The 25,129-nt window shown below is 65.4% G+C and carries 20 protein-coding genes and 2 pseudogenes; 11 read left to right on the top strand and 11 right to left on the bottom strand.

The features are described 5' to 3' along the window. The first annotated feature begins 127 nt into the window (after positions 1-127). Positions 128-1,807: an MFS transporter gene (locus JYG34_RS14445; RefSeq protein WP_213657087.1), complete on the top strand. Its 1,680-nt coding sequence runs from the start codon at positions 128-130 to the stop codon at positions 1,805-1,807. A 115-nt stretch (positions 1,808-1,922) separates the two neighbouring features. On the opposite strand, the gene JYG34_RS14440 is transcribed toward JYG34_RS14445, so the two are convergent. The 3 genes from JYG34_RS14440 to JYG34_RS14430 form a co-directional block, all read right to left on the bottom strand. Further along, the gene (locus tag JYG34_RS14440) at positions 1,923-2,492 is read right to left on the bottom strand and encodes a hypothetical protein (RefSeq protein ID WP_213657086.1); all 570 of its coding nucleotides are present in this window, start codon (positions 2,490-2,492) and stop codon (positions 1,923-1,925) included. Positions 2,493-2,568: 76 nt separating this feature from the next. Continuing rightward, positions 2,569-2,955, bottom strand: coding sequence for a VOC family protein (locus tag JYG34_RS14435; RefSeq protein ID WP_213657085.1), 387 nt, complete (start codon positions 2,953-2,955; stop codon positions 2,569-2,571). Between the two features lie 108 nt (positions 2,956-3,063). Continuing rightward, positions 3,064-3,327: a DUF1652 domain-containing protein gene (locus JYG34_RS14430; RefSeq protein WP_213657084.1), complete on the bottom strand. Its 264-nt coding sequence runs from the start codon at positions 3,325-3,327 to the stop codon at positions 3,064-3,066. Positions 3,328-3,610: 283 nt separating this feature from the next. On the opposite strand from JYG34_RS14430, the gene JYG34_RS14425 reads away from it, so the two are divergent. Then, the gene (locus JYG34_RS14425; protein ID WP_213657083.1) at positions 3,611-4,840 is read left to right on the top strand and encodes a pyridoxal phosphate-dependent aminotransferase; all 1,230 of its coding nucleotides are present in this window, start codon (positions 3,611-3,613) and stop codon (positions 4,838-4,840) included. Here the strand turns inward: JYG34_RS14425 and JYG34_RS14420 are convergent. Continuing rightward, positions 4,766-5,413: a DUF1345 domain-containing protein gene (locus tag JYG34_RS14420; RefSeq protein ID WP_213657082.1), complete on the bottom strand. Its 648-nt coding sequence runs from the start codon at positions 5,411-5,413 to the stop codon at positions 4,766-4,768. The genes JYG34_RS14425 and JYG34_RS14420 overlap by 75 nt on opposite strands. Before the next feature lie 193 nt (positions 5,414-5,606). Next, complete coding sequence (locus tag JYG34_RS14415) at positions 5,607-6,788, bottom strand: NnrS family protein (protein WP_213657081.1); 1,182 nt, start codon at positions 6,786-6,788, stop codon at positions 5,607-5,609. Between JYG34_RS14415 and JYG34_RS14410 the strand changes: the two genes are divergently transcribed. Both JYG34_RS14410 and JYG34_RS14405 read left to right on the top strand, forming a co-directional pair. Beyond that, positions 6,787-6,924, top strand: coding sequence for a hypothetical protein (locus JYG34_RS14410; protein WP_213657080.1), 138 nt, complete (start codon positions 6,787-6,789; stop codon positions 6,922-6,924). The two genes, JYG34_RS14415 and JYG34_RS14410, sit on opposite strands and share 2 nt — an antisense overlap. A gap of 79 nt (positions 6,925-7,003) precedes the next feature. Beyond that, on the top strand, positions 7,004-7,918 hold the full coding sequence (locus JYG34_RS14405) for a site-specific integrase (protein ID WP_213657079.1): 915 nt from the start codon (positions 7,004-7,006) through the stop codon (positions 7,916-7,918). 78 nt (positions 7,919-7,996) lie between these two features. Here the strand turns inward: JYG34_RS14405 and JYG34_RS26690 are convergent. Then, positions 7,997-8,509: pseudogene (locus JYG34_RS26690) on the bottom strand (methyl-accepting chemotaxis protein); the annotation flags it as partial. Positions 8,510-8,854: 345 nt separating this feature from the next. After that, positions 8,855-9,820, bottom strand: a pseudogene (locus JYG34_RS26685) (PDC sensor domain-containing protein); the annotation flags it as partial. Between the two features lie 586 nt (positions 9,821-10,406). Here JYG34_RS26685 and JYG34_RS14395 point away from each other — a divergent pair. Next, the gene (locus JYG34_RS14395) at positions 10,407-11,726 is read left to right on the top strand and encodes a Na+/H+ antiporter family protein (protein WP_213657077.1); all 1,320 of its coding nucleotides are present in this window, start codon (positions 10,407-10,409) and stop codon (positions 11,724-11,726) included. A 9-nt stretch (positions 11,727-11,735) separates the two neighbouring features. Here JYG34_RS14395 and JYG34_RS14390 read toward each other — a convergent pair whose 3' ends face one another. The 3 genes from JYG34_RS14390 to JYG34_RS14380 all read right to left on the bottom strand — a co-directional run bounded on the left by JYG34_RS14390 (position 11,736) and on the right by JYG34_RS14380 (position 16,447). Continuing rightward, on the bottom strand, positions 11,736-12,743 hold the full coding sequence (locus JYG34_RS14390; protein WP_213657076.1) for a FecR family protein: 1,008 nt from the start codon (positions 12,741-12,743) through the stop codon (positions 11,736-11,738). Between the two features lie 152 nt (positions 12,744-12,895). After that, entirely contained in the window at positions 12,896-14,665 is a 1,770-nt protein-coding gene (locus tag JYG34_RS14385) for an acyl-CoA dehydrogenase C-terminal domain-containing protein (protein ID WP_213657075.1), read from the bottom strand. A gap of 159 nt (positions 14,666-14,824) precedes the next feature. Next, on the bottom strand, positions 14,825-16,447 hold the full coding sequence (locus JYG34_RS14380) for an acyl-CoA synthetase (RefSeq protein ID WP_213657074.1): 1,623 nt from the start codon (positions 16,445-16,447) through the stop codon (positions 14,825-14,827). A 191-nt stretch (positions 16,448-16,638) separates the two neighbouring features. Between JYG34_RS14380 and JYG34_RS14375 the strand changes: the two genes are divergently transcribed. From JYG34_RS14375 to JYG34_RS14350, 6 genes are all read left to right on the top strand, one after another. After that, complete coding sequence (locus JYG34_RS14375) at positions 16,639-18,036, top strand: sensor histidine kinase (protein ID WP_213657073.1); 1,398 nt, start codon at positions 16,639-16,641, stop codon at positions 18,034-18,036. An 11-nt stretch (positions 18,037-18,047) separates the two neighbouring features. Beyond that, positions 18,048-18,689 carry a response regulator transcription factor gene (locus JYG34_RS14370; RefSeq protein WP_283811826.1) on the top strand — a complete coding sequence of 214 codons (642 nt, stop codon included), beginning with the start codon at positions 18,048-18,050 and terminating at the stop codon, positions 18,687-18,689. A 203-nt stretch (positions 18,690-18,892) separates the two neighbouring features. Beyond that, positions 18,893-19,366 (top strand): MarR family winged helix-turn-helix transcriptional regulator, encoded by a 474-nt coding sequence (locus JYG34_RS14365; protein ID WP_213657071.1) that lies wholly within the window; start codon positions 18,893-18,895, stop codon positions 19,364-19,366. 30 nt (positions 19,367-19,396) lie between these two features. Continuing rightward, on the top strand, positions 19,397-20,590 hold the full coding sequence (locus JYG34_RS14360) for an HlyD family efflux transporter periplasmic adaptor subunit (protein WP_213657070.1): 1,194 nt from the start codon (positions 19,397-19,399) through the stop codon (positions 20,588-20,590). Then, positions 20,587-22,122, top strand: a complete 1,536-nt coding sequence (locus JYG34_RS14355) for a DHA2 family efflux MFS transporter permease subunit (protein ID WP_213657069.1) — start codon at positions 20,587-20,589, stop codon at positions 22,120-22,122. Before JYG34_RS14360 ends, JYG34_RS14355 begins: the two co-directional genes overlap by 4 nt. Positions 22,123-22,284: 162 nt before the next feature. Then, the gene (locus tag JYG34_RS14350; RefSeq protein WP_213657068.1) at positions 22,285-23,031 is read left to right on the top strand and encodes an SDR family oxidoreductase; all 747 of its coding nucleotides are present in this window, start codon (positions 22,285-22,287) and stop codon (positions 23,029-23,031) included. 6 nt (positions 23,032-23,037) lie between these two features. Here the strand turns inward: JYG34_RS14350 and JYG34_RS14345 are convergent, their stop codons facing one another. After that, on the bottom strand, positions 23,038-25,080 hold the full coding sequence (locus tag JYG34_RS14345; protein WP_213657067.1) for a PAS domain-containing protein: 2,043 nt from the start codon (positions 25,078-25,080) through the stop codon (positions 23,038-23,040). Between the last annotated feature and the right edge of the window lie 49 nt (positions 25,081-25,129).

Raw genomic sequence — 25,129 nt, 5'->3', positions numbered from 1 at the left:
TGACCTTGCCGCGATCCGAGGCCTGCCTCGTCGTGCTTCGCGCAACCGGTAAAGCCCTGGGGCCTGGGTGCGTGCGCTTCATCTGATTGGGACACTCCGGCCCGCGACAACCAGACGGAGGCGACCCATGGCGGTCCTCGACAGCGCATCCACGGGCAGTAGCGCGCCCCAACGTGGTATTACCCGGGAGGAGCGCAAGGTCATCTTCGCCTCTTCGCTGGGCACCGTGTTCGAATGGTACGACTTCTACCTGTACGGCTCGCTGGCGGCGATCATCGCCAAGCACTTCTTTGCCGGCGTCAATGAAACCACTGCGTTCATCTTTGCCTTGCTGGCCTTTGCCGCAGGCTTCGCGGTACGGCCGTTCGGCGCCATCGTGTTTGGTCGCCTGGGGGACATGATCGGGCGCAAGTACACCTTCCTCATCACCATCGTCATCATGGGCCTGTCCACCGCAGTGGTGGGTATCCTGCCGAGCTATGCGGCGATTGGCGTGGCCGCGCCGGTCATCCTCATCACCTTGCGCCTGTTGCAAGGGCTGGCACTGGGCGGCGAGTACGGCGGCGCGGCCACCTATGTGGCCGAACATGCGCCGAAGGGCCGGCGCGGGTTCTTCACCGCGTGGATCCAGACCACCGCCACACTCGGGTTGTTCCTGTCGCTGCTGGTGATCCTGGCCTGCCGCACGGCGATGGGTACCGAGGCCTTTGAAGACTGGGGCTGGCGCATCCCGTTCCTGCTGTCGATCCTGCTGCTGGCCATCTCGGTGTACATCCGCATGCAGCTCAACGAATCGCCGGTGTTCATGAAGATGAAAGCCGAAGGCAAGGCGTCGAAAGCGCCGCTGACCGAGTCGTTCGCCCGCTGGGACAACCTCAAGGTGGTGATCATGTCGCTGCTCGGCGGCACCGCCGGCCAGGCGGTGGTGTGGTACACCGGGCAGTTCTACGCGCTGTTCTTCCTGCTGCAGATGCTCAAGATCGATCCGCAGACCGCCAACCTGCTGATTGCAGGGTCGCTGTTGATCGGCACACCGTTCTTCATCATCTTCGGCAGCCTGTCCGACCGTATCGGGCGCAAGCCGATCATCATGGCCGGCTGCATCATCGCGGCGCTGACTTACTTCCCGATCTTCAAGGGGCTCACCGAGTACGGCAACCCGGACGTGTTCGTCGCCCAGGAACAGAACCCGGTGGTGGTGGTGGCCGACCCCGGGCAATGCGCGTTCCAGTTCGACCCGGTGGGCAAGGCCCGTTTCACCAGTTCCTGCGACATCGCCAAGAGCCTGCTGGCCAAGCGCGCCATCCCCTACGCGAACCGGGCGGCCGAGCCCGGCAGCGTCGCTCAGGTACGCATTGGCGAGCGGGTGTTGCCGAGCTTCGATGGTCGCAGCCTGGCGGCGGCGGACTTCAAGGCACAGAATGATGCCTTCACCGCCAGCCTCGGGGCTGCGCTGAAGGAAGCAGGCTACCCGGAAAAAGCCGACCCGGCGAAGATCCACTACCCGATGGTGCTGTTGCTGCTGACGCTTCTGGTGATCTACGTGACCATGGTCTACGGCCCGATCGCCGCCTGGCTGGTGGAGTTGTTCCCGGCGCGGATCCGCTACACCTCGATGTCGTTGCCGTACCACATCGGCAACGGCTGGTTCGGCGGCTTCCTGCCCACCGTGGCGTTCGCCATGGTGGCGGCGACCGGGGATATCTACTACGGCTTGTGGTACCCGATCGTGATCGCGGTGATGACGGCGGTGCTGGGGATCTTCTTCCTGCCGGAGACCAAGGACCGGGATATTCATCACACCTGATGTTCATTGATTTGGCAGGCCCCTGTAGGAGCGGCTTCAGCCGCGATCACCCGCAAAACGGGTGCCAGGCACCGCATCGTCTGCATCGCGGCTAACGCCGCTCCTACCCCTGTACTCAATCGAAGTACCCGCGCAGGCCATAACGGTAACCGGTGTCGGCCTCGGCCTCGGCGCGAGGACCGCGGGTTTTCGTCAACACGAACTCGAATGCCGGCTCGTACAGCCCGTCCCGCACCAAGGCACCCGCCAGCACTTCGACTTGGTACCAGCCATTGTCCAGCTCGATGATTGGCCGCCCCGGCTCCTGGTAGCGTGCCAGCAGGTCGCCCATGGTCTTGCGGGTGAAGTGCTGCAGCACGCGCCAGGTGAACAGCATCAAGGCGCGGTTTTCGACCCGCAGCACATGGCCTTTGCGATGGTGCTTGAGGCGACTGCCGGGCTCGAGCAGGGCCGGGGTGCCACCGTCGAGGCTGAAAACGATGCGATAGGGCAGGTTGTCGATACCGGCCAGGGGCAGGATCACGCCTTCGCGCACCGCCTGGTCGCCAATGTCGCCCTGGGTGAAGGCCCGGGCCAGGTCGTCGGGAAGGTCGTGCTCATCCTTGAAGTGTTCGAGCAGTTGGATATCACCAAGAAGAAAGTAGTCGACCAGGTCGTTGAGGACTTCGCTGAACTCGTAGCGCATGGGTTTTCCTTGTTGTGACTGCGCTGGGTGAAGTCAGCAATGTAGAGGGCGCTCACGCGCGCCGCCAGCCATTTTATCAGTGCCGCTGGGCGATCTGGATCAGGTTGCCGCAGGTGTCGTCGAACACCGCTACCGTTACCGGCCCGGCCACCGTCGGTGGCTGAGTGAAGTGTACGCCCGCGGCGCACAGGCGGATGTATTCGGCCTGGACATCGCGTACACCGAACGAAGTGGCGGGGATACCTTCCTGCTTGAGGGCGGTCTTGTAGGCTTTTGCAGCCGGGTGGGCATCCGGCTCGAGCAACAGTTCGACACCGTTGGGGTCGTTGGGGGAGGTGAAGGTGAGCCAGCGGTGCTTGCCCATCGGAATATCGTGCTTGGGTTGGAAACCCAGTACGTGGTGGTAGAACGCCTGGGCCTTGGCCTGGTCGTCGACGAGAATGCTGGTGACCACGATCTTCATAGGCTCACACCAGGGTGAAGGGGCGTAACAGCAAGTAAAGACGTTGCCAGGTTTTTGGCCAGCGCGATGCCACGGCCGTTCCGGTCGTTAGCAAATGAGGGATTGAGGTCAGACCGCGTCGTGCAGCGCGTTGCCGACCAGGTCGAAGGTTTCCAGCTCGGCTTCCACGGCTTCGATGATGCGCTCGACATCGGCGGCGGCCATGATCGCCGTGCAGGGGATGCCGGCGATGGCCAGCAGTGTCACGCCCGTGGCCCGGTCGAAGAGCCGGGCAACCATGCTGCGAGGTGCGTCCATGCTGGCTTCGAACCCCAGTGGGTGAAAGTGCCAACGCATCACCTGGCAGGCGTTGGGGAACGTCATCTTGTTCATGCCAGCCTCCTTGTTCGTACCTGAACGCGGTGATTGAAATGGCCGTGCCTGGCCGTCGGGAATTAACCATAGCACCTGCCATGGCAGTGTTCCCTGGAAAATATGGCAAATGTGCTAATGCATGACGGGGGTCACACTGCTGTCATCGTGACCGGTCGGCGGGCATCGACCGGGGCAAACGTTTGTCCTGTGGGCCGGGCGCTGGCGCGGCGCCCGGCTCTGCTATGTTTACTGGCAGCGATTTCGGACCAGCGGTGCGGGTCGGGCAGACAGGGAGGTAGCCATGCGATTTTCCACGCTCACCCAACGCATCGCCGGCGAGGCGGCCGCCGCCTGGGATATCCACTACCAGGCCCTGGCCCTGCGCCGACAGGGGCGTGAGATCTTCCTGCTGTCGATGGGCGACCCGGATTTCGACACACCGCCCGCGGTGGTCGAGGCGGCCGTGGCCAGCTTGCGCCAGGGTGATACCCACTACAGTGATGTGCGCGGCAGCCTGGCCTTGCGTCAGGCCATCGTGCGCGACCGCCAGTTGCCCCTCGATCCGGACCACGTGGTCGTCACCGCTGGCGCCCAGTGCGCCTTGTACGCGACGTTCCAGTGCCTGTTCGAGGCCGGCGACGAGGTAATCGTCGCTGAGCCGATGTATGTCACCTACCACGGTGTGTTCGGTGCTTGCGGCGCGCAGGCGGTACCCGTGGCGGTAAGCTCGGAAGCAGGCTTTCGGCTTGACCCTGGCGCCGTGGCCCGGGCCATCACCCCACGCACCCGTGGCCTGCTGCTCAACAGCCCGCACAACCCCACCGGCGCGACCATCGATGCGGCCGACATGGCGACCCTTGCGCAACTGTGCCGCGAGCATGACCTGTGGCTGGTGTGCGATGAGGTGTATCGCAACCTGAGTTATGACGGCCCGGCGCCAAGCCCGCTCAGCCTGCCGGGCATGGCCGAGCGCTGCGTGGTGATCGACAGCCTGTCCAAGTCCCACGCCATGAGCGGCTGGCGAGTGGGCTGGGTGATCGGGCCCAAGACGTTGGCGGCGCATCTGGGCAACCTGGCCATGACCATGCTGTTCGGCCTGCCGGAGTTCGTCATGCGGGCCACCTGCCTGGCACTGGAGCGCGATTTGCCGGAGGTCCGGCAGATGCGTGAGGCCTACCGCCAGCGGCGTGACCGGGTCTGCGCGGCGCTGGAAGGCTGCCCGGGGGTACGCGTGCATCGCCCGGCGGGTGGCATGTTCGTGATGCTCGATATCCGTGGCAGCGGGCTCAGCGCCCAGATCTTCGCCCAGCGCCTGCTGTTGGAGGAGGGGGTGACGCTGTTGCCGGGAGATGCCTTCGGCCCAAGCGCGGCGGGGCATGTGCGGCTGGGGCTGGTGCTGGATGCCGAGGCGCTGGAGGAGGCTTGCCGGCGCATCGTCGCCTGTGCCCGGCGCGTGCTAGCCGAGCAGGCCAGCGGCGATGTTGATGGTGAAGCCCAGGATCGCCGTGTTGAACACGAAGCCTACCAGTGAGTGGGCCAGTACCGCCTTGCGCATGGCGCGCCCTCCGACACCGATATCCGATGTCTGCACGGCGACGCTGATGGTGAACGAGAAGTAGTGGAAGTCCCAGTAGTCCGGGTTGCGCTCGTTGTCGGGGAAGCGCAGCGGCGGTTCGTGGCGATCGCCGGTGTAGAACAGCCGTGCGTAGTGCAGGCTGAAGATGCAACCGATCAGCAGCCATGAGCCGGCCACGGTCAGCCCGGTGTACAGGTAGTGCAGGGCCAGCGCGCCGCCCTCCAGGCCACGGCTGGACACCAGTTGCAGGGTGACCGCGGCGAGGCTGGCGATGGCCGCCACGATGACAGTGACCAGCACCAGGCCGGCGTTCTCGTCTTCGATGCTCGCCACTTGGCGGACCTTCTGCGCGGTCGCCCGCAGGCTGAGCCACAGGACCATCAGCAAGTAGAGCCACACGCCGAGGTTCCAGCCGGCGAGGATGCGCTGCACGGTGTCGTCGGCGGGGATCAGCCAGGCGCCGAGAAGGCCGGCCAGGATGGCGATGCTGAGGCGGGGGTGGGTGCGGGTGAGGTGGTGGAAGGCCATGTTGTCTCGGAGTTGGAGGGGGCGCTGCAACTGTAGACCACACGACGTTGCCGGGCGAGCAGCAGCTGATTTGACAGGACCTCTGTAGGAGCGGCTTTAGCCGCGATACAGACAACGCGGTGTCTGGCACCCACTTCGCGGGTGATCGCGGCTGAAGCCGCTCCTACAGGTTGCAACCCTCTCAGGCGCTGCGTTATCCCGGCATCCCGTCCACCCTGGGGCGCATCAGGATCGGCAGGTAATGCCACAGGAACAGCAGCAACCCAGCACACCCCAAAATCAACGACAGGCCCAGCCCCAGCGACGTGAACGGCACCAGTACCACCCGTGCCAGCGCCGCCAGCTGGATCAGCGCGAAGGCCCAGCCGACGCTGCGCGGCACCTGCAAGGGGCGCCCGGTGTGCCCAAGGCTGACCCGCGCCATCATGGCCACGATCAGCCCGGTCATGGCCCCGACCGTGAGCGCATGGGCCGCCAGGCTCGGGTTGATGTCCACCCCGGCATGCCACACCGCCAGCCCCAGGCAGGCCGGCACCAGCCATGCATAGGCCAGGTGCAGCGACCACAGCAGCGGTACGCGCCAGATGCCGTGGTCGTGCCATAACACCAGCCGGATACCGTGCAACACGGCCAAGGCGCCGAACAGCAGGGCCATCAGCGGTTGCGGTGCATCGTCAAACCCGGCCAGATAGCTGACAGGCAGCGTCACGCTGGCCGCCAGGCAGGCGCGATCAAGCCAGGGACGCGTCGGCGCCGGGGTCATGTCGCCCAGGCCGCGACGGGTGAAGAAGGGGATCACCCGGCCACCGATCACGCTCATCATCGCCGCCACCAGCCAAAGCCCGGCGAGCACACCACGCCGTTGCCAGCGCTCGTCGTGGTTGAGCCAACCGGCCAGTGTCAGCCATTGGCAGGCCGACAACAGCAGGATCAGTACCACGATGGGGTAATTGTTACGCAGCCGGCGCTGGATGATCGGCCGCGCCAACGCGATGGCCACCAGGGGCAGGAAGGCGCCTTGGAGCACGATCAGCAGCGCTGGCGGCAAGGGCAGGAACCAGCTTGCCCGCGCCAGCAGCCAGAGCAGGAACAAGCCCACCAGGGGGCGGCCGCTCAGGCCGGGGATACCGCTCCAATTCTGCACGGCTGTCAGCAGGAAGCCGGCTACGATAGCCGCGGCAAAGCCATAGAGCATTTCATGGCGGTGCCAGGCCAGCATGCCCCCCGAAGGTGAAAGCTGCAGCGCGCCGGTCAGTGTGCCGGCCCACAGCAACAGGGCGAGGAAGGCGAACAGGCTGCCGCCGAGGAAGAATGGGCGAAAACCCAGGGCCCAGAGGGCCTGGCGTGGGCGAGCGGTGATCGGCTGGATGAGCATGGGAAAGCGCCTTGGTTCGATCAGCGTGGGTGAATGGGGTACCATCACGATCCGTGCCATCGCTGAAGCCCTTGAATATCAAGGTGATGGCAGTTTTCATGGTCATAATGACCTTGTTTATTTGTTGTCATATTGACTTTGCTCATGGTCATTACGACTCGTTTATTGCTTTACGCTGCCTTCCCGCGCCGAAGCTCCGCTACAGGATCCCCATTGTGACCGACCTCCTGCGCAACCCGCTGTTGCAGTATCTTGCCCGTCTGGCGCCGTCCAGCCAGCTGACCATGCGCTACATCCTCCAGGACGCCGCCGATCGCCTGGGCTTCATTGATTGTGATATCGCCGACGTGCCCTGGCACCACCTCGAGCCCGGCCATGTGATCGCACTGGTGGCGGCCCTGCGCGCGGACGGCTACGCCCCGAATACCTCATCGTTGTACGTCAATGCCGTGCGCGGCGTCATGAACGAGGCCTGGCGCCAGGGCCTGATCGAACATGAGCACCTGCTGAAGATCCGTGATATCAAGCCGGCCGGCGGCAGTCGCCTGCCGGCGGGGCGCAACCTGCGGCGCGGCCTGATCCGTGAGCTGATGGAGGTCTGTGCCGCCGACCCGCGACCACAGGGCGTGCGCGATGCGGCGATCCTCGCGCTGCTGTATGGCACCGGCATGCGCAAGTCGGAATCGGTGGACGTGAACCTGGCCCAGGTCGACTTCGACGAGCGCAGCGTGCAGGTGCTGGGCAAGGGTAATCGCGAACTGATCAAGTACGCCCCGGCCTGGGCGTTCGACAAGCTGCAGGCCTGGCTTGACCTGCGCCGCCAGCACCTGGCGGCGGGGGAGCGCGACGATGCGTTCCTGTTCAACCGTATTCGTCGCGGCAGCCATATCACCCGCGCACGGATTACCAAGCACGCCATCTACTACATCGCACGCCAGCGTGGGGCGCAGGTGGGGGCGAAGATCATGCCCCATGATTTTCGCCGGGCGTTCATCACCCGGGTGATCGAGGAGCACGACCTGTCGATCGCCCAGAAGCTGGCGCACCACGCCAATATCCAGACCACGGCGGGGTACGACCGGCGGGATGACAATGAGCGGCGGCGGGCGGTGGAGCGGTTCGACTACTGAGGGGGAGTTTGGCTCCGGCTTTGCCGGTGTTCGCCAGCAAGGCTGGCTCCTGCAGGGGAGCCAGCCTACCAGGAGGGGTCAGACGCGGAACTGGTCCATCAAGCCTTGCTGCTGGTTGGCCAGGCTGTTGAGCGACTGGCTGACCCGCGCCGATTCGTTGGCCTGATCCGACAGCGATTCGGTGACATCGCGGATGGTGGCGACGTTGCTGTTGATTTCCTCGGCCACCGCGCTTTGCTCTTCCGCGGCACTGGCGATCTGCAGGTTCATGTCGGTGATCACCGTCACGGCCTGGCCGATGCGTTGCAGCGCGGTGACGGCCTGGCCGACCTGCTCGACACCGCCCTGGGCCTGGCGATGGCTGCTGTCCATGGCGCCCACCACCACTTGGGTGCCGGCCTGCAGGGCCTCGATCACCTGGCGGGTTTCTTCCACCGATTCCTGGGTGCGGCGGGCCAGGTTGCGCACTTCGTCGGCGACCACCGCGAAGCCGCGGCCGGCTTCACCGGCGCGGGCGGCCTCGATGGCGGCATTGAGCGCCAGCAGGTTGGTCTGTTCGGCGATCGAGCGGATCACCTCCAGCACCGAACCGATCTTCTCGCTGTTCTGCGCCAACCCTTCGACCTGGGCCATGGCGCTGCTCATGTCAGCGGCCAGGGTGTCGATGCTGGTGGTGGTGCGGTCGATCACCGCCAGGCCTTCGCGGGTGGCCTGGTCGGCATCGCGCGCGGCCTGGGCGGCCTGGGCCGCGCTGCGGGCGACGTCCTGGGCGGTGGCGCTCATCTCATGGGAGGCGGTGGCCACCTGGTCGACCTGGCGGTACTGCTGCTCCATGCCGGCGCTGGTCTCGGCGGCGATGGCCGCCGACTGGTCGGCGGTGCCGCGGGCGGCCTGTACCGAGCGTTTTACCTCGGCGATGGTCGGTTGCAGCTTGTCGAGGAAACGGTTGAACCAGCCTGCCAGCTCGCCCAGCTCGTCCTGCTTGGCGTATTGCAGGCGGCGGGTCAGGTCGCCTTCGCCGCTGGCGATGTCCTTGAGCATGCTGGCCACGCCGAGGATCGGCCGGGTCACGCCACGGGCCATCAGCCACACCAGCAGCAGGCCGGCGATGGCGGCGGCCAGGCCCAGGCCCAGTTCCAGCAGGGTGCCGCTGGTGTTGAGGGCGTCGAGTTCCACCTTGAGGGTTTCGGCGGGGCCGGTCAGGGCGCTTTCCGGGACGTCGAGCAGCACGCCCCAGGGTTTGCCGCCGGGGATCGGCTCGAACGCGGCCAGCACTTTCAGGCGCTGTTGGTCGTGGAGGATTTGCAGTTTGCCTTCACCGAGCTTGCGCACCATCTCGGCGCCCTGGGTGCGGTCGACCTGGTCGAAGCGCTGGGCCAGCTTGGTGGCGTCGGCGCTGTAACCGGCCAGCAAGCCAACCGGGCTGAGGATGCCGACCGTGGTGCGCCCTTCGTACAGGCTGCGGCTGGCCGTCTGGCTGAGGGCCTGCAGGCTGTTGAGATTGATGTCGATGGACAGCGTGGCGATCACTTTGCCGTTGGCCTTGAGCGGGAAGACGATGCTGGTCATCAGCACGCGCTGGCCATCGATGTCATAGAAGTACGGCTCCACCACGCACACCTGGCCGCTGCTGCGCGGGCACACCCACCAGGTGTTGGCCGGCTGGCCGCTGGGGCCGATCTCGGTGTTGGCCATGTCGTGCTCGGGCAGGGCCATGGAGGTCAGCTGGCCGGCGCGGGGTTGCGACCAGTACAGGGCGAAACGTCCGGTTTCATTGCTGCCCAGCTCGCTCTGGCCGGCGAACAGCTTGTCCTTGCCGTCCAGCGCGCCCGGCTCGAACACCAGCGACAGCCCCAGCAGATCGGGGTTGGCCTGCAGGGCCGCGCGCACCTGGGCGGTCATGTCCTGGCGCAGGTCGTAGGCGTCGAGGAAGCGCTTTTCCGCCTGCTCGCGCAGGAACAGTACCTGGCGGGCGAAGCCGGCGCCGTACTGGTAGGCGTCCATGAACTGGCGACGGATGTTCAGGGCCTGGACCTCGCCTTGGGACTCGATGCGCGACTGGGCCGCCTCGGTGAGCATCTTCATGCTGCTGGCCTTGACCAGGTCCGAGCTGTGATCCATGCGGTACAGCGAAAGGCCGACCAGCAGGGTAACGATGGCCGCCAGGCACAAGCCTGCCAGCAGTGTGATCTTCCATTGAATCGAGAGTTGTCGCAGCGAAGGCATTGGGGCAATTCCGTTCTAATAGGTTTGATGCTGCCGACTGTGTCGGCGGTCGCCGTTTTTTCTTTATTCAAACGTTCAATTTAATGCTTCGACGTTCGTCTATAGCAAGCGAAGGGCCGCGGGGCAGACGCTTTTGACATCTGGCGGCCTGTGCTTCAGAGTGTGCGCCCTTCATAACAACATCCCATGGTCCGGCCAGCGCCTGTGTGCGGTCTGTCGCCGGAACGCTCGCTTTTTGTCTGTCGTAACGAGGTTTGCACACATGAATGCAGTGATTGCCGCGGTCGGGCTGATGCTGGTACTGAGCCTGTCCCGCGTGCATGTGGTCATCGCGCTGATCATCGGCGCCCTGGCCGGGGGCCTGGTCGGTGGGTTAGGTATCGAAGGTACGCTCAAGGCCTTCAACGGTGGCCTGGGCGGCGGCGCCACGGTGGCGCTTTCGTATGCCTTGCTCGGCGCGTTCGCCGTGGCCATTGCCAAGTCCGGCCTGGCCCATGCCCTGGCCGACCGTGCCCTGGCCATGATCGACCGGCAGGGCCATGCCGAAGGCGGCAAGGTGAAGTGGCTGTTGATCGGGTTGATGCTGGTGGTGGCGGTGTCGTCGCAGAACATCCTGCCGATCCATATCGCCTTCATCCCCTTGCTGGTGCCACCGCTGCTGTATGTACTGACGCGCCTGCGCATCGACCGTCGGCTGATCGCCTGCGTGATGACTTTCGGCCTGATCACCCCGTACATGTTCCTGCCGGTGGGCTTTGGCAACATCTTCCTCAACGAGATCCTGCTGGCCAACGTCAGCCGTGCCGGCGTGGATGTCAGTGGCGTGAACGTGACCCATGCCATGGCCATTCCGGCCGCAGGCATGCTGGCCGGCCTGCTGCTGGCGGTGTTCTTCAGCTACCGCAAGAAGCGTGACTACGACCTGGCGCGCATCGAGCAGGTGGAGCAGGTCAGCGTGCAGTACAACCCGCTGACCCTGCTGGTGGCGGGGGTGGCCATCGCCTCGGCGTTCATCATCCAGCTGTGGCTGGACTCGATGATCATCGGTGCCATGGTTGGTTTCCTGATCTTCTCGCTGTCGGGCATCGTGCGTTGGAGAGAGACCGACGACCTGTTCACCGAAGGCATGAAGATGATGGCCATGATCGGCTTCATCATGATCGCCGCCTCTGGCTTCGCCGAGGTGATGAAGGCCACCGGCGAAGTGAAGACCCTGGTGGAGGCCTCCGCTCAGTGGATCGACCACAGCAAGGGAGTCGGCGCGCTGCTGATGCTGCTGGTGGGGTTGCTGGTGACCATGGGCATCGGCTCGTCGTTCTCGACGGTGCCGATCCTGGCGGCGATCTTCGTGCCGCTGTGCGTGCAGCTGGGCTTCGACCCGGTCGCCACGGTGTGCATCGTCGGTACGGCGGGTGCCTTGGGGGATGCCGGTTCGCCGGCCTCGGACTCTACCCTCGGGCCGACCTCCGGCTTGAACGTGGACGGCCAGCACCACCATATCTGGGATACCGTGGTGCCGACCTTCATCCATTACAACCTGCCTTTGCTGGCCTTCGGCTGGCTGGCGGCGATGTCCCTCTGAGCGGTGGCCTCAGCCGCGGCTGGGGACCGGTACGATGCGGTTGAGGACGGTGCTGCCGTCCTTGCTGCGAGTGAGGTAGATCGGCAGCACCTTGGGCAGGGTGTCGACCAGGCGTGCGACTTGCGCGGTGCTGTAGATACCGCTGATGCGAATGCCAGCGGTGCTGTCGTCGGCCAGCAGCAGCGGCTTGTCGAGGTAGCGGTTGATCAGCGGCAGCGCCTGGGCAAGGCTCAGGTTGTCCAGCACCAGCTTGCCGTTGCGCCAGGCCAGGTTGTTGCCGTAGTCGTCGCTCTGGGCCAGTTGGGGCTCGAAATCGCCCTTGTCATAGCTGGCCTGCATGCCCGGCCCCAGCCGGTAACCTCCGGAACTGCCGGCGCTGCTGACCAGCACCGAGCCCTCCACCAGGGTCACCTTGACCTGATCCTCGTACTTCCACACGTTGAACTGAGTGCCGGTCACCCGGGTCTGGCCGTTGCCGGCACGGACGATGAACGGGTGGCTGCTGTCGTGCGCGACCTTGAAGAACGCCTCGCCCTTGACCAGGGTGACACGGCGCTCATCCTTGTAGTTCAGGTAGCGCAGTTCGCTGTGCAGGTTCAGTTCGACGCTGCTGCCGTCGCTCAGGCGCACCTGTTGCAACTGGTCGGTGGTTGCGAAGTGCTGGTAGCTGTTGGGCAGCCAGCCTTGCTCCCAGCCGACCCAGCCGGCCAGGGGCAGGGCGAGCAGGGCTATCGCCGCCGCGCACGCGAAAGGGCGCCAATGGCGCGCAGGCGCCTGCCGTGATGTCGAGGGCTTGAGCTCGACAACCGTGGCCGTGCGCGGCAGCAGGTCGGCGGTCTGCCAGATCTCCAGCATCGCCTGGTATTCCTCGGCATGCCGCGGGTCAGCGGCCTGCCACTGGCTGAACGCCTGGCGCTCGGCCGCCGTGCAATCATCGGCGTGCAGGCGCATGCACCAGTGCGCGGCGGCATCGGTGATGGCATCGTCTTCGCTGGGAATGAGGCGGTCCTGGTTCATTGCGGCTCCCGGTTTTGCGGCATTCTACCTCCGGGCGGGTCTGTCGAGAACGTGTTAATGGCGAATGACTATCAATTGTAGGAAAAATCGTCGTATATGAGGATGGGTCGTATCTGTGCCGGGGCAAGCCTGCGCAGATACGACCCTTCTTATCAGAACTGCTCCGCCGCCATCGCGTAGAGGCTGTCCGCGCCGGCACGGATTGTCGCTTCCAGTGCCAGGCCTCTCGGTAGTACGCGCTGGAAGAAGAACGCTGCGCTGGCAAGCTTTGTGCCGTGGAACGTCGGGTCCTCGGTGTGACGCACCGCCGCCACTTGGGCCATGCGCGCCCACATGTAGGCGTAGGCGGTCAGCCCGAACAGGTGCAGGTATTCCACCGCCGAGGCGCTGACCAGATTGCTGTTCTTGCCTGCCTGCACCTGCAGCCAGGCGCTGGTCCGTTCCAACCGTACCAGGGCTTCCTGCAACGCTTCGCGATGCAGCGCGGCGTCTACGCAGAATGCGCGGATCTCGGCGGCCAGGCTGGCCAGTGCCTGGCCGCCGTCGCCCAGGACCTTGCGCCCGAGCAGGTCGAGGGCCTGGATACCATTGGTGCCCTCGTAGATCTGTGCGATGCGCACGTCGCGTACGCGTTGCTCCTGGCCCCATTCGCGAATGTAGCCATGCCCACCGAACACTTGTTGGCCGAGCACGCAGCTTTCCAGGCCGTTGTCGGTGAAGAACGCCTTGGCCACGGGCGTCAGCAGGGCGACCTGGCGCTGGGCGCGCTCGCGCTCGGCCGGGTCCTCGGCATAACGGGCGATGTCCAGCTGCTGGCCGACATAGACCGCGAAGGCGCGGCCGCCTTCGGTCATGACCCGCATGGTCAGCAGCATGCGCCGCACATCGCCGTGGACGATGATCGGGTCGGCGACCCGCTGCTTGTCCAGGGCGCCACCGGCAGCGCGACTCTGCAGGCGTTCGCTGGCATAGCGCACGGCACTCTGGTAGGAGGCCTCGGCGCAACCAATGCCCTGGATGCCGATGGACAGGCGTTCGTAGTTCATCATGGTGAACATCGCCGCCAGGCCTTTGTTCGGTTCACCCACCAGATAGCCTTCGGCCTGGTCGAAATTCATCACGCAGGTCGCCGAGGCCTTGATGCCCATCTTGTGCTCGATCGAGCCGCAATATGCTGCGTTGCGCGCGCCCAGGCTGCCGTCCTGGTCGACCAGGCGCTTCGGTACGAGGAACAGCGAGATGCCCTTGGGACCGGCCGGGGCGTCGGGCAGGCGGGCCAGTACCAGGTGGACGATGTTCTCGGTGAGGTCCTGTTCGCCACCGGTGATGAAAATCTTGCTGCCGCTGATGCGGTAGCTGCCATCGGCGTGGGGCTCGGCGCGGGTGCGGATCAGGCCCAGGTCGGTGCCGGCGTGGGGTTCGGTCAGGCACATGGTGCCGGCCCAGCGGCCCTCGTACAGCGGCGTGAGGTAGGTGGCCTTGAGCGCTTCGCTGGCATGGGCGTCGATGGCCAGGCAACTGCCGGCGCTGAGGGCCGAGTACAGGCTGAAACTGCTGTCGGCGGCGTACATCATCTCTTCGAACAGCACCCCGAGCATTTTCGGCATGCCCATGCCACCGTGCTCGGGGTTGCCGCCCAAACCTACCCAACCGCCTTCGCGGTAGGTGCGCCAGGCGTCGCGGAAACCGTCGGGGGTGCGGACCTGGCCGTTTTCGAACTGCACGCCTTGTTCATCACCGACCCGGCTGAGCGGGGCGATCAGCTGGCTGGTGAGCTTGGCGGCTTCCTCGAGGATGGCGTCGGCCGTGTCGGCGTCGACCCGTTCGGCGAGGGCGGGCAGGCGGGCCCACAGGGCAGGGCCCTGGAACACGTCCTTGAGGACGAAGCGCATGTCGCGCAAGGGGGCGTTGTAGTCGGTCATCTGAGGCTCTTGTCTGGTGAATGGCGTTTTCTGTGGGAAAGTGCCCAGCCCTTGGGGCTTGTAGGAGCGGCTTCAGCCGCGATGCGGGCATCGCGGTGCCTGGCACCCGCTTTGCGGGTGATCGCGGCTGAAGCCGCTCCTACAGGACAGCAAGGGTGATTACAGTGCCTTGGCTCGATCACGCAGCACGTACTTCTGGATCTTGCCGGTGCTGGTCTTGGGCAACTCGCCGAACACCACGGTCTTGGGCACCTTGAAGCCGGCCAGGTGCTCGCGGCACCAGGCGATGATCTCGCCCTCGCGAGTGGCGCCATGGCCAGTCTTGAGGGTCACGAAGGCGCAGGGGGTCTCCCCCCATTTCTCGTCTGGGCGGGCGACCACGGCGGCCTCGAGCACGGCGGGGTGCTTGTACAGGGCGTCCTCCACCTCGATGGTGGAGATGTTCTCGCCACCGGAGATGATGATGTCCTTGAGCCGGTCCTTGATCTCGACATAGCCGTCCGGGTGTCGCACGGCCAGGTCGCCGGTGTGGAACCAACCGCCACGAAAGGCCTCGGCGGTAGCCTCGGGGTTCTTCAGGTAGCCCTTCATCACGGTGTTGCCGCGCATGAAGATCTCCCCCAAGGTCTCGCCATCCTGCGGCACCGGTTCGAGGGTGTGCGGGTCGGCCACCATCAGCCCGTCAAGAGTGGGGTAGCGCACGCCCTGGCGCGACTTGATCGCCGCCCGAGCTTCCAGCGGCAGGTCGTCCCACTCGGTATGCCAGGCGCACACCGTCACCGGGCCGTAGACCTCGGTCAGCCCGTAGGTGTGGGTGATGCGGATGCCCATCTGTTCCACGGCGCCGATCACCTTGGCCGGCGGCGCGGCGCCGGCGACCATGGCGTGCACCGGGTGGTCGATGGCCGCCTTGGCGCTGTCGGGCATGTTGACCAACGCGTTGAGCACGATGGGCGCGCCGCACAGGTGGCTGACCTGGTGCTCGCGGATCAGGGTGAGGATCTTCTGCGGGTCGACCCGGCGCAGGAACACATGGGTGCCGGCCAGGGCGGTGATGGTCCAGGGGTAGCACCAGCCGTTGCAGTGGAACATCGGCAGGGTCCACAGGTATACCGGGTGCTGGCCCATGGACCAGGTCATCTGGTTGCCCAGGGCGTTGAGGTAGGCGCCACGGTGGTGGTAGACCACGCCCTTGGGGTTGCCGGTGGTACCAGAGGTGTAGTTGAGCGAGATCGCCTGCCATTCGTCGTCGGGCCATGCCCAGGCGAAGCCAGGGTCACCCTCGGCGAGCAGCGCCTCGTAGTCCAGTTCGCTGATGGGTTGGCCTTCGCCGTACTCCGGGTCGTCCACGTCGATCACCAGCGGTGGGTATTCGAGCAGCGCCAGGGCTTCGCGGATAACGCCATGGAACTCACGGTCGCCGATCAGCACCTTGGCCTCGCCATGACGCAGCATGAAGGCGATGGCCTCGGCATCCAGGCGCACATTGAGGGTATTGAGCACCGCGCCGATCATGGGTACGCCGAAGTGCGCCTCGAGCATGGCCGGAATGTTCGGCAGCATGACCGCCACCGTGTCGCCATGGCCGATGCCGCGGCCCTGGAGGGCGCTGGCCAGACGCCGGCAGCGGGCGTAGGTCTCGCGCCAGTCGCGGCGGATGGCGCCGTGGACAACGGCTGGGTAGTGGCCGTAGACCGAGGCGGTGCGCTCGATGAAGCTCAAGGGGGTAAGGGCGACGTGGTTGACAGACGCGGGCATCAAGCCCTGGGAAAAGATCGACATGCGGTGGTCCTGTGAAGGAGGCGAGCGCATCCTGTGCGTCTGGCCCCCGGTGGCTGATTGTTAGCTCTGATCAGGGTGTGGGAGGGCGAAGCCTCCCTGTCGCTTTTTTACGCGAACCGTTATCGTATATGGAAGATCGACCATAGCAATATGGTAAAACTACTATAAAAGAGCCGATGCCCGTGGATCCCATGCCTTCTTCCTTGCTCGCCAAGGACCCCCAGCCCAGTGTGTTGCTGGCCCCCGATGCTCGGCCGCTGCGGTTGAATCTCGCCTTGCAGGCGTTGATTGGCAGCGATGCCGAGCTCAGGCGCTGGTTGCCGTCCAACCATGGCGCATTGGTGCGTGCCTGTCTGCGCCAGGGGCGGGCGATCAGCGAGGTCGAGGCCGAGGTGGGTGAGCGCATACTGCTCTGGACTTTCATTCCCGACGACCAGGGCCAGCATGTACTGGCCCGCTGTCGTGACGCGAGCGATGAACGCCGTGCTGTCCGGGACGCCAGCCGAGCCCGGCGGCTCTACCGCTTGATTACCGAAAACACCACGGACCTGATTTCCCGGCACAGCCCCGACGGGCGCTTTCTCGACGCCACGCCCGCTGCATTCCGCCTGCTGGGGGTGTGGCCGGAACAATTGCGCGGCAGTGCCGTGCGCCCATTCCTGCACCCGCGCGAGCGGCGCCAGGTGTTGTTGCAGGCCGCCGCCGCCCTGGACGAGGATGGCTATCACACCATGACCTGCCGCGTGCGCCACGCCGATGGCCGCTACCGTTGGTTCGAGATCGCCAGCCGGGCGATCCGCGAGACCTACACCGGCGCGGTGGTGGAGATCGTCGCGGTGTCTCGCGATATCACCCTGCGTATCGAGGCCCAGGAAAGCCTGGCCCACAGCGCCCGGGTCGCGACACTGGGTGAACTGGCCTCGGGTATCGCCCACGAAATCAACCAGCCCTTGGCGGCGATCCTCAACTACAGCAATGCCAGCTTGCGTTACCTGCGCAATCTCGAGCATGACCCGCACGCCCGCGAGCGAGTCGGCCAGGGCCTGCAACGCATCAGCGCACAGGCCACCCACGCCGCCGAGGTGATCCGCCGGCTGCGCGCGTTCCTGCGCAAGGGGCCACGGCAGTTGCAAGCCCTCGATGTCGCCGAAGTGGCCAGCGAAGCGCAACGCTTGTGCGCCTGGGAGGCCGCAGGGGCGCAGGTGCGCATCGAGCAGCGGGTGAGCGGGGCGCTGCCGACCGTGTACGCCGACCGTGTCTTGCTGGAGCAGGTGCTGCTCAACCTGCTGCGCAATGCCATCGACGCCAATCGAGAGCAGCACCCCGGGCAGTCGTCACGTATCCTGCTCAGCGCCTCGCGCCAGGATGATGGGGTACTGGTGGAGGTGGCTGACCAAGGGCCGGGTGTCGCGCCCGAGCGACTGGACGAAATCTTCACTCCGTTCACCACCAGCAAGGCCGACGGCCTGGGCCTGGGGTTGAGCATGAGCCGTAGCATCGTAGAGGGCTTTGGCGGCAGTCTCTGGGCGCGGGCGGGCGAGGGGAGTGGGCTGGTACTGTGCTGCCGCCTGGCGGTGAATCGCGGATGAGGAGGGGGACGCTGGTGCAAGCGAAGGTGTATGTGGTGGACGACGACCCGGGCATGCTCGATTCGACGGTATGGCTGCTCGAGTCGGTGGGGTTGCGGGCTTTGCCGTTCACCAGTGGCCAGGCGTTTCTGGAGGCCTGTGTGGACGAGGGGCCGGCGTGCGTGCTGCTGGATGTGCGCATGCCTGGGGCAGGGGGGCTGGCCGTCCAGCAGGCGCTGCGCGAGCGGGGGCTTCAGATCCCGCTGATCTTCGTCAGTGGCCACGCCGACGTGCCGATCGTGGTGCGGGCGTTCAAGGCTGGCGCCGTCGATTTCATCGAGAAACCCTATAACGACCAGTTGCTGCTCGACAGCGTGCAGGCCGCGCTCAGCCGCGCCGATGTGGCCCGGGCGGGCAGTGGCGAGGTGGCGCAGGTGCAGGCGCGAATCGACAGCCTGACCCCACGTGAGCGTGATGTGTTCATTCCACTGGTGCAGGGGCTGGGCAACCGTGAGATTGCCGAACGATTGGGGGTGAGCGTGAAGACCATCGACTTGTACCGGGGGCGGGTGATGAAGCGCATGCAGGCTGCGAGCCTGCCCGAACTGGTGGGGATGGCGATCGCTTGCGGCCAGATCGAAGCGTTGGGGTTGCGGGCGCAATCCAGACTGTAGGAGCGGCTTCAGCCGCGATGCAGGCGGCGCGGTCTTTCACACCCGCTTCGCGGGTGATCGCGGCTAAAAGCCGCTCCTACAGAGGCCGCGTCAAGCTGTGGGTGTTGTTCCATCCATGAATTTTTTGTTAGCCAGCTAATCAAGGCTTTGACATTCACTGCCTAGGCAGTAATATTTTCATACAAATAGCCGAGCAGACCCCGATGTCCCATTTCACCCCGGAAAATTTCCAGACTTGCACCATTGGCATGTTGCTCGGTCGCGCCGCCATGCTGAAGGACCGCATCCTCGACTGGCATCTCGAAGCCGACGGCGTCACTGCCGCCCAGTTCAAGGTGCTGATCATCGTCACCCAGTACCAGGTCGACACGCCCGCCGAGCTGTGCCGCTACCTGGGCCTGGACAGCGGCTCGATGACCCGCATGCTCGACCGTCTCGAGCAGAAGGGGCTGATCCTGCGCCATCGCTGCGCGGACGACCGTCGCCAGGTGCGCCTGGCGCTGACCGCCGACGGCCAGCGCCTGGCCGACCGTCTGCCACAGGTGGGGGCGGCGGCGATGAACGAGCTGGTCGGGGTGCTGCAGCCTGACGAGCTCAAGACCCTCGAAGGCTTGCTGGCCAAGGTCCTGATCAGCGCCGGCGACCCCCTGACGATCCGCCGCTTCGGCGATCGTTGATCCCTGTCACGCATTCTCCAAGGTACCGTCATGGCCACTCCCGTCGACACCTCCAGCCCCGCCGTCGTGCCCGACAACACGGGCAAGCGCAAGGCCTGGCTGCTTGCCCTGTTACTGTTGCTGATCCTCGCCGGTGCCGGCACCTGGGCCTGGTACAGCCTGGTCGGGCGTTGGCACGAAAGCACCGACGACGCCTACGTGAATGGCAACGTGGTGGAAATCACCCCGCTGATCACCGGCACCGTCACCAGCATCGGTGCCGATGATGGCGACCTGGTGCACGCGGGCCAGGTGCTGCTGCAGTTCGACCCGGCCGACAGTGAGGTTACCCTGCAGGCCGCCGAGGCCAAGCTGGCGCGTACCGTGCGTCAGGTGCGCGGGCTGTACAGCAACGTCGATTCGCTCAAGGCCCAACTGGAAACCCGTCAGGCCGAACTGCAGAAGGCCCAGCAGAACTACAACCGCCGCAAGGTGCTGGCCGACAGCGGTGCCATCGCCCAGGAAGAAATCGCCCATTCCCGCGACGACCTGGCCGTGGCCCAGGCTGCCGTCAATGGGGCGCGCCAGCAGCTCAACACCAGCACCGCGCTGGTCGACGATACCGTGGTGTCCTCGCACCCGGAGGTCATGGCCGCCGCCGCCGACCTGCGCCAGGCCTACCTCGACCACGCCCGCACCACCCTGGTGGCGCCGGTCACCGGCTACGTGGCCAAGCGTACCGTGCAACTGGGCCAGCGCTTGCAACCGGGTACTGCGACCATGGCAGTGATTCCCCTGGACGAGGTGTGGATCGACGCCAACTTCAAGGAAACCCAGCTGCGCGACATGCGCATCGGCCAGCCGGTGGCGATCAGCGCCGACCTGTACGGCAGCGAGGTGAAGTACAGCGGCACCGTCGACAGCCTGGGGGCCGGCACCGGCAGCGCCTTTGCCCTGCTGCCGGCGCAGAACGCCACCGGCAACTGGATCAAGATCGTCCAGCGCGTGCCGGTGCGTATCCACCTGAACCCCGAACAGCTGAAGGAGCACCCGCTGCGCATCGGCCTGTCCACCGTCGCCGAAGTCGATCTGCACGACCAGAGCGGCCCGGCCCTCGCCCAGCAACCGCCACAACAGGCCAGCTATACCACCCAGGTGTATGACCGCCAGCTGGTCGAGGCCGACAACCTGATCGCCCGGCTGATCCACGAGAACAGTGCCACCGGCAAGACGGCCCAGCGATGAGCCAGGCGGCCCCCGCGCAGTTCACCCCGCCGAGCCTGCTGCTGACCACCATCGGCCTGTCGCTGGCGACCTTCATGCAAGTGCTCGACACCACCATCGCCAACGTCGCCTTGCCGACCATCTCCGGCAACCTGGGGGTCAGCTACGAACAGGGCACCTGGGTGATCACCTCGTTCGCGGTAAGCAACGCCATCGCCTTGCCGCTGACCGGCTGGCTGAGCCGGCGTTTCGGCGAGGTGAAGCTGTTCATCTGGGCGACGCTGCTGTTCGTGCTGGCCTCCTTTCTCTGCGGCGTCGCCCAGTCGATGCCTGAACTGGTCGGCTTCCGGGTACTCCAGGGGGTAGTGGCCGGACCGTTGTACCCGATGACGCAAACCCTGCTCATCGCGGTGTACCCGCCCGCGAAGCGAGGCATGGCCCTGGCATTGCTGGCGATGGTCACAGTGGTGGCGCCGATCGCCGGGCCGATCCTGGGCGGCTGGATCACCGACAGCTACAGCTGGCCGTGGATCTTCTTCATCAACATCCCTATCGGTCTGTTCGCCGCTGCCGTGGTGCGCCAGCAGATGCGTGCGCGGCCGGTGGTCACCAGCCGCCAGCCGATGGACTACATCGGCCTGCTGACCTTGATCGTGGGGGTGGGGGCGCTGCAGGTGGTGCTGGACAAGGGCAATGACCTGGACTGGTTCGAGTCGTCGTTCATCATCGTCGGCACGTTGATCTCGGTGGTGTTCCTGGCGATCTTCATCATCTGGGAACTGACCGACCGCCACCCGGTGGTCAACCTGCGCTTGTTCGTGCACCGCAATTTCCGCATTGGCACCCTGGTGCTGGTGGGCGGCTATGCCGGGTTCTTCGGCATCAACCTGATCCTGCCCCAGTGGCTGCAGACGCAGATGGGCTACACGGCCACCTGGGCGGGCCTGGCGGTGGCGCCGATCGGCCTGTTGCCGGTGCTGATGTCGCCCTTCGTCGGCAAGTATGCGCACCGCTTCGACCTGCGCGTGCTGGCCGGCATCGCGTTCCTGGCCATTGGTGCCAGCTGCTACATGCGCGCCGGTTTCACCAATGAGGTGGACTTCACCCATGTCGCCCTGGTGCAACTGTTCATGGGCATCGGTGTGGCGCTGTTCTTCATGCCGACCCTGAGCATCCTGCTGTCCGACCTGCCGCCGCATCAGATCGCCGATGGTTCGGGGCTGGCCACCTTCCTGCGCACGTTGGGCGGCAGCTTCGCCGCGTCGTTGACCACCTGGATCTGGATTCGTCGCGCCGACCAGCACCATGCCTACCTGAGCGAGCACATCAGCACCTTCGACCCGGCCACCCGGCATTCCCTGGAGCAGTTGGGCGGGGCCGGCCCGCAAAGCTACGCGAAGCTGGAACAGATCCTCAATAGCCAGGCCTACATGATGTCGACGGTGGATTATTTCACCTTGCTGACCTGGGTGTTTGCTGGGTTGATCCTGTTGGTGTGGCTGGCCAAGCCGCCGTTCACCGCCAAGGCCGGGCCCGCGTCGGCAGGGCACTGACAACAAAGGCTGTCGGAGCCCGCCTTGCTGGCGAACCGTGGGCACAGGGTGGTGGGGCGGTTCGCCAGCAAAGCTGGCTCCTGCAAGGGATGGCATGGCATTGATCAAGCTGGGGTGTTTCCCCTAATCTTGTAGGTCTTTTCCGGGCAATTTGGCAGATCCATGGACAAGGTCATCGTCATCACCGGCGCCAGCCGGGGCATCGGCGCCGCCACCGCGTTGCTGGCGGCGCAACAGGGTTATCGTATCTGCATCAACTACCACGCCAATGACGAGGCCGCCGAAACGGTGCTGGCCCAGGTTCGCGAGCTGGGTGCCACGGCCATCGCCGTGCGTGCCGACGCCAGCGTCGAGGACGAGGTGGTGCACTTGTTCCAGCGTGTCGACCATGAACTGGGGCCGGTCACCGCCCTGGTCAACAATGCCGGCACTATCGGCCAGCAGGGCCGGGTGGAAGAGATGTCGGAGTTCCGTCTGCTCAAGGTCATGAAGACCAACGTGGTCGGCCCGATGCTCTGCGCCAAGCACGCCTTGCTGCGCATGGCGCGGCGCCATGGCGGGCAGGGCGGGGCGATCGTCAACGTGTCGTCCATGGCCGCGCGCCTGGGCTCGCCCAACGAGTATGTCGACTATGCCGCCTCCAAGGGGGCGCTGGATACTTTCACCATTGGTTTGGCCAAGGAGGTGGCGAGCGAGGGCGTGCGCGTCAATGGCGTACGGCCGGGCTATATCCATACAGGCTTCCACGCCTTGAGCGGTGACCCCGAGCGCGTCACCAGGCTCGAGCCAGGCCTGCCCATGGGGCGCGGTGGGCGCCCCGAGGAAGTGGCCGAAGCGATCCTCTGGCTGCTGTCGGACAAGGCATCCTATTCGACGGGCACCTTCATCGACCTGAGTGGCGGGCGCTGACGCCGGTTACCCGGCCGCCAGCAACTGCGCGACCAGGTCGGCGATGGCCGGCAGTTCGAACGGTTTGCGCAATACGGCGGTGCGCGCAGGTAACTGGCCGTCGCTGAGCGCCGCGCTCTCGTCATAGCCGGTGATGAACAGCACCGGCAGGTCCGGATGCAAGGCTCTGCAGGCCTCGGCGACCTGACGCCCGTTGAGGCCGCCTGGCAAACCAATATCACTGATCAGCAGGTCCGGTACGAAGCCGTGCTCCAGTAGCGCCAGCGCGGCCGGACCGTGCTCAACGCCTTTCACGTCATGCCCGAACTCATCGAGCACCTCGCCAATGACCAGGCGTAGCGCGGCCTGGTCCTCGACCAGCAGGATCCGCGCCCGGCCTGGGTGCGCCAGCCTTTCTGCCATCGAGTGGACTTCCGCTGCCTTGGGCATTTCATGGTGACGGGGCAGGTAGAGATCGATCCGTGTGCCTGCTCCCAGCGTCGACTGGATCTGCAACTGGCCACCAGACTGACGCACGAAACCGAAGGCCATCGACAACCCGAGCCCCGTGCCCTGGCCGAGCGGCTTGGTGGTGAAGAACGGGTCGATGGCCCGCTCGACCACTTCCGCTGACATCCCGCGACCATTGTCTTCGACACTCAGTTGCAGGTATTCACCCGCCACGAGGTCCAGTGCGGTGGCGCGTTCTGTGCCGATCGACAGGTTTTCACAACGAATCTCGATTCGCCCTCCACCGGGCAAGGCATCGCGGGCGTTGATGCATAGGTTGAGCAGGGCGCTTTCCAGTTGCGGTGGGTCGATGAACGTCGACCACAGGTCCGGGGCGCAGCTGACATGGACGGCGATGGCCGGGCCCACGCTGCGGCGGATCAGTTCCTCGATATCGAGGATCAGCGCGCCGACCGAGGTGGCCTGTGGCAACAGGGTCTGGCGACGCGAAAATGCCAGCAATCGATGCACCAGGGCCGCGGCTCGTCGTGCGGAATCGCCCGCAGTGTCGAGCAGGGCCGGGATATCGTCCAGGCGCGCTTGCTCCAAGCGTTGGCGAACCAGCTCCTGGGCGCCCAGGATACCCCCGAGCAGGTTGTTGAAGTCATGGGCGATGCCGCCGGTGAGCTGGCCGACGGCTTCCATCTTCTGCGCCTGGCGCAATGCTTCCTCGGCCTCCTGCAGGCGCTGCTGCTCGCTGACCTGACGGCTGATGTCGTAGACGAAGAGGTAAGCGCCGATAATCGTGCCTCGGGCATCACGCAGCGGGTTGAAGCGCAGTTCGAAATGCCGCTGGCGATCCCCGCGGCCATACTCGATTGCCTCGATGAAGCTTTCGCCCGCCAGTGCTCGACGCCAGAACGCCACTGAGCGCCGATACTCCTCTGGAAAACCGGCCAGACAGTCAGCCAGGCTGTCGCCGGCCTTGACCGTGCGCCCGAACAGAAACTCGAAGTCCTTTACCGCGCGTGCATTCACCGCAAGAAAACGTAGCGAAGTGTCAACCACCTGTACCCGCGCCACACTGCGTTCGACCAGTTCGGCGAACAGGCTGCGTTCGGCCAGGGCATCGGCCACGCGCTGCTCGAGATGGTCGTTGAGCTGTTGCAGCGCGGTTTCCGCGCGACGTCGCTCGGTGACATCCTGGAACAGCACGGCCACCTGGTTGCGCTCGGCGGGTTCGATACGGAACGTGGTGACCGACAGCACTCGGCCGGTGGCCACCAGTTCCTGCTCGAACTGCAACGGCTGGCCGGTACGCAACACCTCGCCGTAACGGGCGACCCAGCCGTCGGCCTCGTCCGGCACCATTTCCCGCAGCTTCTGCCCGACCACGTTGGGGATGCCGGCGTGGCGGGCGTAGGCGGCGTTGGCGACGATATGGATGTAGTCGCTGAGCGGACCATGGGGGCCGTCGAAGAACTCGATGACACAGAAGCCTTCGTCCATGGTGTCGAACAGAAAACGGTACAGGCTGTCGTCGATGCCTCGGTGTTGGGCCAGGCGATTCTCGAGTTCGGCGTTGCGCTGACGCAATGCCTTGATTTCACGTTCGGGCATGCAGGAGTCCGCAGGAGGGCGAGGCCCCACTGTAGCCTGCCGGCCCGTC

This window comes from Pseudomonas entomophila (assembly GCF_018417595.1).
In the GTDB taxonomy this organism is placed as follows: domain Bacteria; phylum Pseudomonadota; class Gammaproteobacteria; order Pseudomonadales; family Pseudomonadaceae; genus Aquipseudomonas; species Aquipseudomonas entomophila_C.
The sequence above is the reverse complement of the archived record's forward strand: the minus strand, read 5'-3'. Positions and strand labels throughout refer to the sequence as shown.

Excerpts from the sequence above, each read along its gene's own strand:
- JYG34_RS14410 (WP_213657080.1), top strand. The coding sequence starts at position 6,787 with ATGGGAAAGCGCCTTGGTTCGATCAGCGTGGGTGAATGGGGTACCATC.
- JYG34_RS14440 (WP_213657086.1), bottom strand. The coding sequence starts at position 2,492 with ATGCGCTACGAGTTCAGCGAAGTCCTCAACGACCTGGTCGACTACTTT.
- JYG34_RS14360 (WP_213657070.1), top strand. The coding sequence starts at position 19,397 with ATGGCCACTCCCGTCGACACCTCCAGCCCCGCCGTCGTGCCCGACAAC.
- JYG34_RS14430 (WP_213657084.1), bottom strand. The coding sequence starts at position 3,327 with ATGAACAAGATGACGTTCCCCAACGCCTGCCAGGTGATGCGTTGGCAC.
- JYG34_RS14420 (WP_213657082.1), bottom strand. The coding sequence starts at position 5,413 with ATGGCCTTCCACCACCTCACCCGCACCCACCCCCGCCTCAGCATCGCC.
- JYG34_RS14445 (WP_213657087.1), top strand. The coding sequence starts at position 128 with ATGGCGGTCCTCGACAGCGCATCCACGGGCAGTAGCGCGCCCCAACGT.
- JYG34_RS14350 (WP_213657068.1), top strand. The coding sequence starts at position 22,285 with ATGGACAAGGTCATCGTCATCACCGGCGCCAGCCGGGGCATCGGCGCC.
- JYG34_RS14395 (WP_213657077.1), top strand. The coding sequence starts at position 10,407 with ATGAATGCAGTGATTGCCGCGGTCGGGCTGATGCTGGTACTGAGCCTG.
- JYG34_RS14385 (WP_213657075.1), bottom strand. The coding sequence starts at position 14,665 with ATGACCGACTACAACGCCCCCTTGCGCGACATGCGCTTCGTCCTCAAG.
- JYG34_RS14390 (WP_213657076.1), bottom strand. The coding sequence starts at position 12,743 with ATGAACCAGGACCGCCTCATTCCCAGCGAAGACGATGCCATCACCGAT.
- JYG34_RS14375 (WP_213657073.1), top strand. The coding sequence starts at position 16,639 with ATGCCTTCTTCCTTGCTCGCCAAGGACCCCCAGCCCAGTGTGTTGCTG.
- JYG34_RS14435 (WP_213657085.1), bottom strand. The coding sequence starts at position 2,955 with ATGAAGATCGTGGTCACCAGCATTCTCGTCGACGACCAGGCCAAGGCC.
- JYG34_RS14415 (WP_213657081.1), bottom strand. The coding sequence starts at position 6,788 with ATGCTCATCCAGCCGATCACCGCTCGCCCACGCCAGGCCCTCTGGGCC.
- JYG34_RS14345 (WP_213657067.1), bottom strand. The coding sequence starts at position 25,080 with ATGCCCGAACGTGAAATCAAGGCATTGCGTCAGCGCAACGCCGAACTC.
- JYG34_RS14380 (WP_213657074.1), bottom strand. The coding sequence starts at position 16,447 with ATGTCGATCTTTTCCCAGGGCTTGATGCCCGCGTCTGTCAACCACGTC.
- JYG34_RS14425 (WP_213657083.1), top strand. The coding sequence starts at position 3,611 with ATGCGATTTTCCACGCTCACCCAACGCATCGCCGGCGAGGCGGCCGCC.
- JYG34_RS14355 (WP_213657069.1), top strand. The coding sequence starts at position 20,587 with ATGAGCCAGGCGGCCCCCGCGCAGTTCACCCCGCCGAGCCTGCTGCTG.
- JYG34_RS14365 (WP_213657071.1), top strand. The coding sequence starts at position 18,893 with ATGTCCCATTTCACCCCGGAAAATTTCCAGACTTGCACCATTGGCATG.